At 70.0% G+C, this 12125-nt stretch carries 11 protein-coding genes and 1 tRNA gene; 3 read left to right on the top strand and 9 right to left on the bottom strand.

Features of this window, described 5'->3' with window-relative positions:
- Window positions 1-4 precede the first annotated feature (4 nt).
- Together ACG83_RS27115 and ACG83_RS27110 are read right to left on the bottom strand one after the other, a co-directional pair.
- The gene (locus ACG83_RS27115) at window positions 5-850 is read right to left on the bottom strand and encodes an SDR family oxidoreductase (RefSeq protein WP_054569042.1); all 846 of its coding nucleotides are present in this window, start codon (window positions 848-850) and stop codon (window positions 5-7) included.
- Window positions 847-1782, bottom strand: a complete 936-nt coding sequence (locus ACG83_RS27110; protein ID WP_054569041.1) for a zinc-binding dehydrogenase — start codon at window positions 1780-1782, stop codon at window positions 847-849. Before ACG83_RS27110 ends, ACG83_RS27115 begins: the two co-directional genes overlap by 4 nt.
- A 230-nt stretch (window positions 1783-2012) precedes the next feature.
- Here ACG83_RS27110 and ACG83_RS27105 point away from each other — a divergent pair, with 230 nt between their 5' ends.
- Window positions 2013-2573 carry a class IV adenylate cyclase gene (locus ACG83_RS27105; RefSeq protein WP_054569040.1) on the top strand — a complete coding sequence of 187 codons (561 nt, stop codon included), beginning with the start codon at window positions 2013-2015 and terminating at the stop codon, window positions 2571-2573.
- A 93-nt stretch (window positions 2574-2666) separates the two neighbouring features.
- Here ACG83_RS27105 and ACG83_RS27100 read toward each other — a convergent pair whose 3' ends face one another.
- From ACG83_RS27100 to ACG83_RS27085, 4 genes are all read right to left on the bottom strand, one after another.
- Window positions 2667-3119 (bottom strand): DUF5615 family PIN-like protein, encoded by a 453-nt coding sequence (locus ACG83_RS27100; RefSeq protein WP_054569039.1) that lies wholly within the window; start codon window positions 3117-3119, stop codon window positions 2667-2669.
- Complete coding sequence (locus tag ACG83_RS27095; protein ID WP_054569038.1) at window positions 3116-3778, bottom strand: DUF433 domain-containing protein; 663 nt, start codon at window positions 3776-3778, stop codon at window positions 3116-3118. The genes ACG83_RS27100 and ACG83_RS27095 overlap by 4 nt, the downstream gene beginning before the upstream one ends.
- Window positions 3779-3970: 192 nt before the next feature.
- Window positions 3971-4047, bottom strand: a tRNA-Pro gene (locus ACG83_RS27090).
- A gap of 86 nt (window positions 4048-4133) precedes the next feature.
- The gene (locus tag ACG83_RS27085) at window positions 4134-5111 is read right to left on the bottom strand and encodes a metallophosphoesterase (protein WP_369812916.1); all 978 of its coding nucleotides are present in this window, start codon (window positions 5109-5111) and stop codon (window positions 4134-4136) included.
- Window positions 5112-5225: 114 nt separating this feature from the next.
- Here ACG83_RS27085 and ACG83_RS27080 point away from each other — a divergent pair, with 114 nt between their 5' ends.
- The gene (locus tag ACG83_RS27080) at window positions 5226-5684 is read left to right on the top strand and encodes a GatB/YqeY domain-containing protein (RefSeq protein WP_054569036.1); all 459 of its coding nucleotides are present in this window, start codon (window positions 5226-5228) and stop codon (window positions 5682-5684) included.
- A 146-nt stretch (window positions 5685-5830) separates the two neighbouring features.
- On the opposite strand, the gene ACG83_RS27075 is transcribed toward ACG83_RS27080, so the two are convergent.
- A complete protein-coding gene (locus ACG83_RS27075; RefSeq protein ID WP_235498199.1) occupies window positions 5831-8257 on the bottom strand; it encodes a penicillin-binding protein in 2427 nt (808 codons plus the stop codon).
- A 609-nt stretch (window positions 8258-8866) separates the two neighbouring features.
- On the opposite strand from ACG83_RS27075, the gene ACG83_RS27070 reads away from it, so the two are divergent.
- Window positions 8867-9223, top strand: a complete 357-nt coding sequence (locus tag ACG83_RS27070; protein WP_054569035.1) for a WhiB family transcriptional regulator — start codon at window positions 8867-8869, stop codon at window positions 9221-9223.
- A gap of 309 nt (window positions 9224-9532) precedes the next feature.
- On the opposite strand, the gene ACG83_RS27065 is transcribed toward ACG83_RS27070, so the two are convergent.
- Window positions 9533-10678 carry an ArsA-related P-loop ATPase gene (locus ACG83_RS27065; RefSeq protein WP_241840172.1) on the bottom strand — a complete coding sequence of 382 codons (1146 nt, stop codon included), beginning with the start codon at window positions 10676-10678 and terminating at the stop codon, window positions 9533-9535.
- A gap of 353 nt (window positions 10679-11031) precedes the next feature.
- On the bottom strand, window positions 11032-12051 hold the full coding sequence (locus ACG83_RS27060) for an ArsA-related P-loop ATPase (RefSeq protein ID WP_116437464.1): 1020 nt from the start codon (window positions 12049-12051) through the stop codon (window positions 11032-11034).
- Between the last annotated feature and the right edge of the window lie 74 nt (window positions 12052-12125).

The following is a 12125-nucleotide window of genomic DNA, read 5'->3' as shown; positions in this document are numbered from 1 at the left end:
CAGATCAGGTTGGTGACCCGGCCTGTGCCACGGCCGGCCCGCGAACCGCCGCGACGACGCCGCCGTCGACCAGTACGTCGATACCACTGACGAACCGGGCCTGCGAGGAGAGAAGGAAGGCGACCACGTCGGCGACGTCCTCGGACTGCCCGCGCCGGCCCAGCGGCGTCCGGTCGACCAGCAGCTGCATGCTGCCGTGCTGCTCGGCTTCCTGGCGGCCCTGCGGGGTGTCGATGACGCCCGGGGAGACCGAGCAGACTCGGCCGCCGAGCGGGCCGACCCGCACCGCCTCCTGCTGGGCGAAACGATGCACGCCCCGCTTCGCCCAGGAGTAGGCCCAGCCCGGGTCCTCGACCTGCTCGCCGAGCACGGCGTGGATCCGGTCGAGGAAGTCCTCGGCCAGCGGGTCGTCCAGGACGTCGTCGGCAGCATGGTGCCCGGCTGCGATCCCCAGCAGCGGCGCCATCGAGGCGAAGTAGACCGAGGCCGTGCCGGCGGTGGTGAGCGGGCGCAGAGCACGCGCCAGCGCCGCGGTGGCAACCAGGTCCACGGTGAAGATCCGGCGCCAGTCGGCCATCGTCGGGGAGATCCCGGCGGCGTGCGCGACCGCGCGCAACGTGCCCAGCTCACCGACCCGCGCGGCCAGCCGGGCCAGTCCCGCGGTGTCGGTGACGTCCAGGACGAATCCCTCCACGGCGGCGGGGCTCGTCGCGGCCAGTTCCGCCGCCACCGCGGCGATCGACGGGTCCCGATCCACGAGCAGCAGGATGTCGACCGCCGAGGCGAGCCGCCGGGCGCAGGCGAGGCCCATGCCACGCCCCGCCCCCGTCGCGATGCCGACCGTCGTCACGGCTGCACCACCACCCGCAGTGCCCCGGCCTCGCGGTCGGCCGCGACGCGGAACGCCTCCGCGGCGTCTTCGAGCGGGAAGCGATGGGTGATGAGGGTCCGGGCGATCTCGGGGTCGGCGGCGAGCATCGCGGCGGCGTCGGCCATCTCCCGGCCGGTCTCATGCGCGCAGTAGCCCATCGAGGGCAGGAGCCTCGCCTCCCGGTGGAACAGAGTTCCCCAGTCGACCTCGACCTTGCCCAGCTGGACGCCGATGCACACCACGATGCCACCCGGCGCCACCAGCTCGATCGCGCGTGCCAGGCCGCTCGGTGTCCCGGCCGCCTCCACGACCACCTCGTACAGCCCGACGGGGCCGAGGGTCGCGCCGAGACGCTCGGCGGCCTCCGCCTGGTGCGGGTGCCGGGCCTCCACTGCCACCTCCGGCGCACCCTGCGCCCGTGCTCCCGCGACAGCCATCAGGCCCAGCGCGCCCGCGCCGACGACGGCGACCCTGGTGGCCGGCCCGGTTCCGGCGAGCCGCACCGCGTGCCAGGCGACCGAGGCCGGCTCGACCAGGGAGGCGTCGCGCAGGTCGAGCCCGGCCGGGATCGGTACGAGCCGCTCGGCCGGTGCCCGGAACTGCTCGGCCATCCCGCCGTCGGCGGTGGCTCCGAGTGCCCGCTGGCGGTGCGTGTCACAGAGGTTGTACCGCCCGGTCCGGCACAGCTCGCACTCCATGCAGCTCATGATCGCCTCTACGATCACGCCGGTGCCATCCTCGCGCACACCGGCCAGCTCATGACCGATCACCTGCTGTAATCCAAAGCGGATGTACATGAGATCCGAACTGCAGATGCTCGCGGATGCGATGGTCAACAACTCACCCGACCCCGGCGGCTCATCCAGGTCGACGACCGCCACGGCACCGTCCCGGGCCCGGACAGCTTTCATGAGGACTCCCTCGCGATTGACGCGCTATCTCACGCACGAGGGCGCGAACCCTCGCCCCGCACCTTCGGGAACCTGATTCTGCCACCCCAGAAGCATCTTCTCCAGACAGGGACCGCGCGCTCTGCCGCTCCGCGGGGCGGGCCGTCATCGATGTCAACGCGGTCCCCGGCCGACCACCACCACACCTGCCGAGGGCCCTCGCGCTCGGGCCACGGCCGAGAATGGGAATCATGAAACACGAGTACGAAGCCAAGTTCCTGGACGTCGACGTCGCGGACCTCCAGGCGAAGCTGGCAGGCCTGGGCGCCGTCCAGGCGTTCGGGCGCACCCTCCTGACCCGGAAGATCTTCGAGGGCGGCACCCTCGACGACAGCGCGTGGATCCGCCTGCGCGACGAGGGCAGCCGCATCACCCTGACCCTCAAGCAGGTCACCGACGCCACGACGATCGACGGCACCACCGAGATCGAGACCGAGGTGACCGACCTGGCGGCCACCGCCGAGATCCTCCGCCGCCTCGGCGTGCGAGAGGTCGGCTACCAGGAGAACTACCGCGAGGAGTGGCGCCTCGGCGAGGTCGTCTTCGACTTCGACACCTGGCCCGGCCTCCCGACCTTCCTCGAGATCGAGGGCCCCGACGAGGCGTCGGTCCGCCAGGCCGCCAAGCTCCTCACCCTCGACTACGCCGAAGCCCGGTTCGGCAGCGTCAACGGGATCTACCAGAGCGAGACCGGCCGCGACATCCGCACCGAGCCGACGCTCCTCTTCTCCGACGCCGAGAAGCAGCGCTAGACCAGACGACCACGAAGATCATCAGCGTTCGAGTCGCGGCTCCGGGTGCGGGTGCGGGTGCTCGAAGGTCACCTTGAGCCTCCCCGCCGCTGTTCAGCCCGAAGGCCAGAATTTGGGCTTGTCCACCCGGGGATCGACGGTGCGGACACGGGTGGCGCGGGTCGGGTCGACAGATACGAGTGAGATCAGTCGCTGACCGTCTGCAACCAACAACTCGGCCAGAGCGTGAGGGAGGCCCGCGCAGACTGTGGCGATCGCTGCCCCCAGACCGATCAGGCCACCGTGCTTGTTGTTCTGGCGGTACTCGATCCGATGAAGGCCCGAGGCCGCGATTGCGGCCACCTCCAGGCCCCGGCTCATCTGTTTGGTGTCGTTGGTGAGTACTGCCTCAAAGCCTTCGACACGCGCTTTCTCGTACAGCTCGATGTCTTTGGTGCCAGCCCATCCGGGCAGGTCGTGGACATGTATGACCTGGTGAGTCCGGAGCAGGATGCGGACGATGTCAGCCATGGGGCGCGGCACGTTCTCGTCGAGCAGCAGCTTCAAGCGGCGCCTCGGCCCGCACCGGCTGGCGTTCCGATGTAGCTGTCGACGTAGTCGGTGAAATCGGTTGCCTCGAGGGCAGCTTCGGCGCTCACCCCTGGGAAGAAGTCGGCGATCTGCGCTGGTGCGACTCCATCACGGATCAGGGCTGCGACCTCGGAGGCGGGGACGCGGGTGCCACGGATCACCGGCTCACCGCCACGTACGGCTGGATCCACCGCGACGTCGGGGCGGGGGGAGAGCAGATCGGGAATGTGCCGGCCGTCCCGATAGAACGGGGCCAGGACATCGACGAGTTGATGGATGACGAGGTTGCCCTTGCCACCCCTGCGGCCGATCAGATCGACGGCATGGTCTGGATCGGCCAGATATACGGTGCCACCGTCGGTGACGAGCTGGTAGGTCGAGAGGTGCTCTCGCTCACCGAGATCGTCCCTGAGGGAGTCCACTGCGCGGCGGATCCGTTGCAGTGAGGTCTCCTGACGCAGGCGCACGCAGGTGCGGAGCGCGACGACATCCCTGAATGAATACAGGATGGGGCGGGTGGCGGAGATTTCCGGCACGAGGACGGCGCCTCCCGCGCCGGAGGCGTGACGCCAGCGAGAGAGCTGGGCCATCGTCGCGCCGGACAGCGCTGCTGCGAGCTTCGGCTCGTACGACATGAACCCTCCTCACCTCTACTTGCCCGTGTGGGCGCGAACGTACTGCATTCTCCGTCGGGGCTCGGCCCATACGACCACTTCGAGGCACGGGTATCTGAGGTCTGGCTGCACCTGGGCTGGGAACCATCTCGCCGATTTGGCTCCCAAACGCACATCAGGCCCGGTACTGATCTCTCAGTACCGGGCCTGACCTGGTCGGGGTGGCGGGATTCGAACCCACGACCTCTTCGTCCCGAACGAAGCGCGCTACCAAGCTGCGCCACACCCCGTGACCGTGGCTCAGTGTACTAGACCTGGCGAAGTAGGTGTGGCGGCGGGGGGGCGCAATCTTCTGTCGTCCAGCAGGTGCGGAGAGTCAGCGCCGGCCGGTGAGGGTCAGCAGCGTCGCCTCCGGCCGGCAGTTGAACCGCAACGGGGCGAACGGGGACGTCCCGAGCCCGGCGGAGACGTGCAGCCAGGAGCTCCGTCCCCCCGTCTCGTGCCGGGACAGGCCCCAGGCGCGGGCCCGGTCGATGCCGCAGTTCGTGACGATCGCGCCGTAGTACGGCAGCCGGATCTGCCCGCCGTGCGTGTGCCCGGAGAGGATCAGGCCCACCCCGTCGGCGGTGAAGGCGTCCAGCACATGTGGCTCCGGGGTGTGGGTGAGCCCGAGGGCCACCTCGGCACCGGGTTCCGGCGGGCCCGCGACCAGGGCGGTCCGGTCGCGGCGCAGCCTGGCGTCGTCGACCCCGCGCAGGTCCAGCACCCGGCCCGCGATCTTCATCGAGGCCCGGCGGTTCGTCAGCTCCTGCCAGCCGCTGGCCGTGGTGAGAGCAAGCGCGAAACCGTCCCAGTCGAGCGACACGCCCCGGCGCGTCGGCGCGCTGTCGCGCCTGAGGTAATGGTGCGGGCTCCTGAGCGTCGGCGTGTAGTAGTCGTTGTTCCCCGGGACGAACAGCCCGGGGAAGGCGAACAGCGGTTCGAGCGCGGCGATCAGCGGCGCCTGCGCCTGCGGGTACGAGAGCACGTCACCGGTCAGCACCACCAGATCCGGTACCAGCCGGGCCAGATCCGACAACCAGGCGAACTTGCCCCGCTGGTTCGGGGTCACATGCAGATCCGACAGGTGCAGCACACGCAGGTCCGGGCGCCCCGGTGCCAGCACGGGCACCTCCCGTCGGCGCAGCGTGTACGCGGTGCGCTCGTATACCCCGGCGTACAGCGCGGCTCCGGCGCCGACGGCCACAGCCCGCCGCAGTGCCCGGCCCGGCCCGCGTGCCGCGCGGGCTCGCCCTGGCACCTGACGCCCCGCGGACGCCTGGCGCACCGCGCTCCCCTCACGTCTCGCTCGCATCGCTCCAGTCTCGCCCAGTGACGGGACGTCCCGGCGCACTGCCTCGCGACGTCCACGACCCGCGCCGGAAAACCGCGTGGCTGCCGACCCGGGCGGGCCATAGGCTTCATGACCATGAGCACACTCAAGGAGCGGCTGCGCGACGATCTCACCGGCGCGATGCGCGCTCGGGACGAGCTGCGGCTTTCGACGCTGCGCCTTGCCCTTGCCGCGGTGAAGGACGCGGAGGTGGCCGGGGACGCCGCCCGCGAGCTCGGGGACGCCGAGGTCGAGAAGATCCTGGCCCGGGAGGTTCGCAAGCGCCGGGAGGCCGCCGAGGCGTTCGCCGCGGCGGGGCGGGCCGAGCAGTCCAGCCGCGAGCAGGCCGAGGGTGAGGTGCTCGCCGCCTACCTGCCAAGCCAGCTGGGTGACGAGGAGCTGCGCGACATCGTCGACAGTGTGCTGGCGGAACTCGGGGTCACCGACCTGAAGGCCATGGGCCAGGTGATGAAGGCCACACAGGCCCGAGTGGCTGGTCGAGCCGACGGAAAGCGGGTTTCCGAGCTCGTCCGAGCCCGACTGAGCGCTTCCTGACCCACCCGGGCCAGGCGCCGACTAGTCAGTAGACGCAGAATCCAGGCAACTGAATCACCGGCCGCGCGATCGGTCCGTGACCGGCCGCGTGGCCGGTCGGGTGGCCGGCCGGGCTTGCGGCCGGTCACCCGACCACCGGGGGACGGTCAGCCGGTCAGCCGGTCGCGCATGTCCGGAAGGGTCACCGTCGGCGGCCTGACCTCGCCGGGGCGTGGGTTTATCCCGTTCGGCAGCTGCGTCGCCCCGGTGAGACCACCTGACACCTCAAGCACGATCTCGGTGTCAATCGAGACCTCTCCGCCGGGCGCCGGCGACATACCGACGACGATTCCGGGAGCGGCCAGGTTCGGCACGGTCTGGGACCGGACCCGGAATCCCTGCGCGCGCAACGCGGCCTCGGCGACCTGCTGGGCCTGCCCGCGCACGTCCGGCAGGGGCTTCTTCGGTACCGCCGGCTGGGTGTTGTCCGGCGGCGGAAGCGCGACGACGGGCAGGCCCAGACCGTCGATCGTCCGGTTCATCGTGCGTGCCCAGATCTGGGCGGGAAAGCCGCCGCCGAAAACGTGCCGGCTGCCCAGCACGTCTACCAGCGGATTGTTTGTGGGGCTTCGCGGGTCGGCCAGGTTGACAGCGACGGCGAGCTGCGGGATGAAGCCCGCGAACGACGCGGTGCTGAAGCCTTCCGCGGTACCGGTCTTGCCGGCAGCCGGGCGACCGAGCCTCGCATTGCCCGAAGCCGTTCCATGATTGATGACGCCTTGCAGAACCGAGGCCACGGTGTCCGCGACACCGGGGTCGAGCACCTGCTCGCACGGCCTTCCGGTGTCGAACGCCAACGGCCGGTCCGCGCTGCCGACCCGCTGCGAGACCGACAGCACCACATGGGGATCGCAGCGGTTTCCGCGAGCGGCCAGCGTCGCATAGGCGGTGGCCAGGTCAAGTGTGCTGATCTCGTTGGAGCCGAGAATCGACGACCCGTCCGCGGAGCTGATGCCGTTCACGTTCTTGCATTCGGGGGCGTTCTCGGTCACCGGCCGGATGCGGCACGAGGAGACCCCCAGCCGGCGTGCCATCTCGGCCGTTTTCAGCACGCCGAGCTGCTCCGCCAGCTGGATGTAGTAGGTGTTGACCGAGTTCCAGGTCGCCGTGCTGAGCGAGTAGTAACCGTCCTCACTCGGGTCGGCGTTGCTGTAGCAGTTCTTCCCCTCCGGGTCCGGGTTCGGCAGCTTGTCCGACCGGTAGCACACGGGTGAGTGGAAGGTCGTCGACAGCGGGAAGTGGTTCTCCAGCGCGGCGGCCAGCGTGAACACCTTGAAGGTCGAGCCGGGCGAGAAGAGGTCCTCGTCGACCGGGTAGATCTCCTTGGTGTGCACGAAGTCGCTGGTGCGCGCCGGCGGGAGGTTGTCGGCCGGCTCCCCGTACTGCCGGTTCACGGCGAACGCGAGCACGTTCCCGGTGCCGGGCTGCATCATGACGACGCTGGCGGCGACCCTGTTCCCGGCCGGGATCACCTCTGCCGCAGACGTCTGCGCGGCGCCCTGCGCGACCGGGTCGAGGGTGGTCCGGATGGTGAGCCCACCCTCGAACAGCAGGCGCCTGGCGTCCTCGGGGGTCGCGGCGAACTTCCGGTCGGCAAGCAGTACCTCGCGCACGTAGGCGCAGAAGAACGGCGCGGACGAGTCCTGGCAGGCGTCGACCGAGCGGGCGGGCCGGTTCAGCACGACATCCTCCCCACGGGCCGACTGCCAGACCGCGGTGTCGATGTGGCCGAGCTCGTGCATTCGGGCGAGGACCGTGTTCCGGCGCTCCTTCGCCGCCTGCGGATGCAGCACCGGATTGTAGGCCGTGGGGTTCTTGACCAGCCCCGCGAGCATCGCCGACTGGGTGAGCGTGAGCTTGCTGACGTCGACGTTGAAGTAATGGTGTGCGGCCGCCTGGACTCCGTACGCGCCATCACCGAAGTAGGCGATGTTGAGATACCGCTCGAGGATCTCGTCCTTGGTCAGGTGGTCTTCCAGGTAGAGCGCGTAGCGGGCCTCGCGGAGCTTCCGGTCCACCGTCTGCTCGGTGGCCTGCTCCTTTTCCTCCGCGGTGGTGGCGGACGCCAGCAGGACGTTCTTGACGTACTGCTGGGTCAAGGTCGAGCCGCCCTGGGTGACCTCACCCGACTCCTGGTTCTTCAGATAGGCGCGGATCATTCCTCGGTAGTCGACGCCCGAGTGCTCGTAGAAGCGCGCGTCCTCGATGTCGATGATCGACTGGCGCATGAACTGCGGCACCTGGTCGAGATTGACCAGCTCACGGTCCTGTTCTCCTCGGAGCACCGCGATCTCGTTTCCGGCGGCGTCCAGGATCCGCGACGGCTGGGCCAGCGGGGGCACCGTGAGATTCGCCGGCAGCGAGAGGAAATGGTCGGCTCCGCTCTTGGCGGTCACCCCGGCCAGGCCGACGACAGGCAATGCCAACAGGCCGACCACAACACCGGCGCAGGCACTGGCGGCGACCAGCCCGAGAAGCCGGGTCGGCGTCACCCGGCGCCGACTCGCCGAAGGTGGCCCGATACGCCCGGGCATAGGGGCGATTCCCTGGCTCCGGCCGCCCGCGACGCGCCTTCGCAGCGTGCTCGCCGCACCCGGGCGCTTCACGGGCAGGCCCCGTGAACGGCGCGGGTCGCCCGATCGACCCGAGTGGGACGTGACGGCGCAGCCCACTCCGACATCAGCGCGGGCTCGACTGTTGCCAAAACACCCGGCAACTGCCCCTCACGGGCTGTTCGGCCTGGTATGAACACTGAGCCGGAATCCTCCGCTCGAGTCCCGCCGCTGCCGTTGACGATGCCTGCTTTCGGCAGGTTTTCGCGCCGGCCGCGACCGAGGCGCTGATCCAGTACTGCGCTGCGCCAGCACTGCGTTGATCCAATACCTGAGCCGGCTCAAGCGCCACCTCATCGAACTAAGACTACGACGCCACAGCAGAGTCACGGCGGCGTCACAGAAGTGACACACAGCTGTCACAGACCGCACTACCGCGGCGATCGGGATCAATGGCCCGGACTAGTCATTTGGACAACCACCCGTGTGGGGTCTGTGCCGTGGCCACGCCACTCCGTACGGTTTCGGTTCAACGCCACGTCACCACCCGCACGGGCCCCTGACCCGGACTCGAGAAGAAAGGCAGGTGGCATGACCAGAAGCCTGACCCCGACCGTCAGCCTGTCACGCCTTACCAGTACGACCCGGCTCGTCGGCTCCACCGCCGACGGCGACTGGACGGCTCACGCCGCCTGTCGCGACCTCGATCCGGACGAGCTGTTCGTCCAGGGGGCAGCCCAGAACCGGGTGAAGACCAGGTGCTTCGGGTGCGTGGTTCGCACCGAGTGCCTCGCGGACGCTCTCGACAACCAGGTCGAGTTCGGCGTCTGGGGCGGGATGACCGAACGGGAGCGCCGCGCTCTGCTGCGCCGCCGCCCGGACGTCACCTCCTGGCGGAAGCTCCTCGCGGATGCCCAGGCGGACCACCGGTCCGCGTCCGCGGGCTAGTTCAGGGCCCCACCCGGGGGTGTCCGACGACAGCGGGGTCGAACGGACACCACCACACTGAGCAACGACGGTAACTCACAGTTGTTTCCATCCGAGTCGTGTATAGCCCGGATGGGCGGTGAAATCTCCACCAGTGGCGCTGGTCCCCTCCAGGATCTCGGACCTCACGCTTCCGTGAGTAGCCCGAATGGGCGGAGGGCCCTTTTGGACCCGGGTTCACATCGCACCGGCGCGATTCCCGGGGCCGTAATCAGATCCAATGATCTTTTCCTATCTCACGGTCCGCACTCAGGGATGCCGTGAGTCCGCTCAGGTGCCCGCGGCGTCGCGACCATCACCTGCCAGCGCACGACCTATCTCCCGCAGCCCGGCAAGATCGTGGATGTCCTCGGAGAGTGCCTCGACCTCGACGAGCGCGGTGTCGGGATGCACGTTGGTGAAGCGTTCGCGCAACCGGATCTCCCGCTCCGAGAGCCGGGCCCGATCGGCATGGATGCGCAGCACCGCCGCCGCCAACGGATGCTCGCCGTGGTCCGTCAACGTCTCGGCGCCGGCCAGCCCCCGCTCCACCGTCAGACCGGCCGTGTCACAGAAGTGCATCCGGTTGACGATGCAGCCGGCGAGTGGCATCCCGTCCGCGTCGAGCCGATCCACGAAGTAGGACGCCTCCCGCAGCGCCGCCGCCTCCGGTGCGGCCACCACCACGAACGAGGTCCCGGGCGCGGCCAGCAGGCGGAACGTCTCGTCCGCACGGGCGCGGAAGCCCCCGAACATCGTTTCCAGCGCGGCCACGAACTGGCTCACGTCCGCGAGGAGCTGGGCACCGATCACCTTGGTGATGACCTTGGTGAACATGCCCAGGCCAGCACCGATGACCTTCGCGTACGCCCGGCCACCCGCCTTCGCGGGCGCCAGCAGCACCCGCAGCAGCCGGCCGTCGAGGAAATCGCCCAGGTGCCCCGGTGCGTCGAGGAAATCCAGCGCGGAACGCGTCGGCGGGGTGTCGACGACGATCAGATCCCAGGTTCCGCTGGCGTCGAGCTGGCCCAGCTTCTCCATCGCCATGTATTCCTGGGTGCCGGCGAAGGAGGACGACAGCGACTGGTAGAAGGGGTTCGCCAACAGCGCCTCGGCGCGCTCGGGTGTGCTGTGGGCGAGGACGATCTCGTCGAACGTCCTCTTCATGTCGAGCATCATCGCGTCCAGCCGGCCGCCCGCCGTACCGTCCACTCCGGCGACCTCGCGCGGGGTGTTGTCCAGCGCCGTGAGGCCGAGCGACTGGGCCAGGCGCCGCGCCGGATCGATGGTCAGCACCACCACCTGCCGGCCACGCTCGGCGGCGCGCAGCGCGAGTGCCGCGGCTGTCGTCGTCTTGCCCACGCCACCTGACCCGCAGCACACGATGATCCGCTCGGAGTCGAGCATCGCGTCGACATCCAGGCGTGGCACACCCACGGGATGCGGCCGCGGGCGTGGCCGGCCCGCAGCCGCCCGGCGCGACCGCCGCGCGGCCGCCGACTTCGCGGTACCAGCCGACCTCGCCGCACCAGCGGGCTTCGCAGTGCCAGCCGACCTCGCCGCACCAGCGGGCTTCGCAGTGCCAGCCGACCTCGCCGCACCAGCAGGCTTCGCAGTGCCAGCAGCGGGCTTCGCCCTACCCGCCGGCTTCGCTGCACCGGCAGGCTCCGCTGCACCAGCCGATTTCGCGGTACCTGCTGGTTTCGCGGCACCTGACGGCTTCGCCGCTCCAGTGGGCTTCGCACCACCGGCTGGCTTGGCCGCGCCTGCGGGTTCGTCGTGGGTGGGGCTCACGGGCTCATCCGGTGCGCCCGCAGGATCTCGGCGATGCGGTGGACCGTGCCGACATCCACACCGTCCGCGACCAGCGGCACCTCGCACACCGGCCGACGCAGCTGCGCGATCTGGGCCCGCTGGGCCGACTCCAGAGCGACCCGCTCGGCATGCTGGGCGGCCTCCCAGGCCAGGTTCGCGAGCAGTTCCTCGGTCGGATCGATGCCGGCCTCCTTGACCCCGGTCGCGAGCGCCTCGTAGTCGAGCTGGCCACGCCTGGCCAGCTCCAGCTCGGCGGGCGCGAGCAGCGGGGTACGCACCATGTTCACCACGACGGCCCCGACCGGGAGACCCACCTCACCCAGCTCGTGGATCCCGTCGACCGTCTCCTGGACGGGCATCTCCTCCAGCAGCGTGACCAGGTGGACCGCCGCCCGCTCCGGTGCCAGCACCTTCATCACGGCCTCCGCCTGGGCCCGGATCGGACCCATCTTGGCAAGCCCGACGACCTCGGCGGACACGTTGAGGAACCGCGCGATCCGGCCGGTCGGGGGTGCGTCGAGCACGACCGCGTCGTAGGCGAGCCCGCTGGGGCGGGTTCCGTCCGGCCGGTTCACGGCCTCCTTCACCTTGCCCGTGAGCAGCACGTCGCGGACCCCGGGGGCGATCGTCGTGGCGAAGTCCACCGCGCCGACCCGGCCGAGCGCCCGGCCGGCCCTGCGCAGGTTGTAGAACATCTCCAGATATTCGAGGAGTGCCTCGTCCGCGTCGATGGCGAGGGCGAACACCTCGCCGCCGCCGGGCGCGCTCGCCACCTTCCGCTCCCGGTACGGCAGCGGCGGGGTATCGAACAGCTGCGCGATCTGCTGGCGGCCTTCGACCTCGGTGAGCAGCACCCGCCGGCCGCCGGTGGCCAGTGCCACCGCGAGCGCGCCCGCGATCGTGGTCTTGCCGGTGCCACCCTTGCCGGTGACTATGTGCAGCCGGCGGTCCCAGAGAGCAACGGCCGTCTCCCGCGGCTTGTCGTCACCGGTCACGTGCTCGACCGTACCCGGGGCCGACAGATCCTGACCGCCGCACCGGCCGCGCATGCTCCCGGACGGCATGCCCA

The sequence above is a fragment of the Frankia sp. R43 genome, from assembly GCF_001306465.1.
In the GTDB taxonomy this organism is placed as follows: domain Bacteria; phylum Actinomycetota; class Actinomycetes; order Frankiales; family Frankiaceae; genus Parafrankia; species Parafrankia irregularis.
Note: the sequence above shows the minus strand (reverse complement) of the source record. Positions and strands in the feature narration are given on the sequence as shown.

What these genes read in the sequence shown, in the direction of transcription:
- ACG83_RS27110 (WP_054569041.1), bottom strand. Translation starts at nt 1,782, where the DNA reads ATGAAAGCTGTCCGGGCCCGGGACGGTGCCGTGGCGGTCGTCGACCTG.
- ACG83_RS27105 (WP_054569040.1), top strand. Translation starts at nt 2,013, where the DNA reads ATGAAACACGAGTACGAAGCCAAGTTCCTGGACGTCGACGTCGCGGAC.
- ACG83_RS27095 (WP_054569038.1), bottom strand. Translation starts at nt 3,778, where the DNA reads ATGTCGTACGAGCCGAAGCTCGCAGCAGCGCTGTCCGGCGCGACGATG.
- ACG83_RS27085 (WP_369812916.1), bottom strand. Translation starts at nt 5,111, where the DNA reads ATGCGAGCGAGACGTGAGGGGAGCGCGGTGCGCCAGGCGTCCGCGGGG.
- ACG83_RS27080 (WP_054569036.1), top strand. Translation starts at nt 5,226, where the DNA reads ATGAGCACACTCAAGGAGCGGCTGCGCGACGATCTCACCGGCGCGATG.
- ACG83_RS27075 (WP_235498199.1), bottom strand. Translation starts at nt 8,257, where the DNA reads ATGCCCGGGCGTATCGGGCCACCTTCGGCGAGTCGGCGCCGGGTGACG.
- ACG83_RS27070 (WP_054569035.1), top strand. Translation starts at nt 8,867, where the DNA reads ATGACCAGAAGCCTGACCCCGACCGTCAGCCTGTCACGCCTTACCAGT.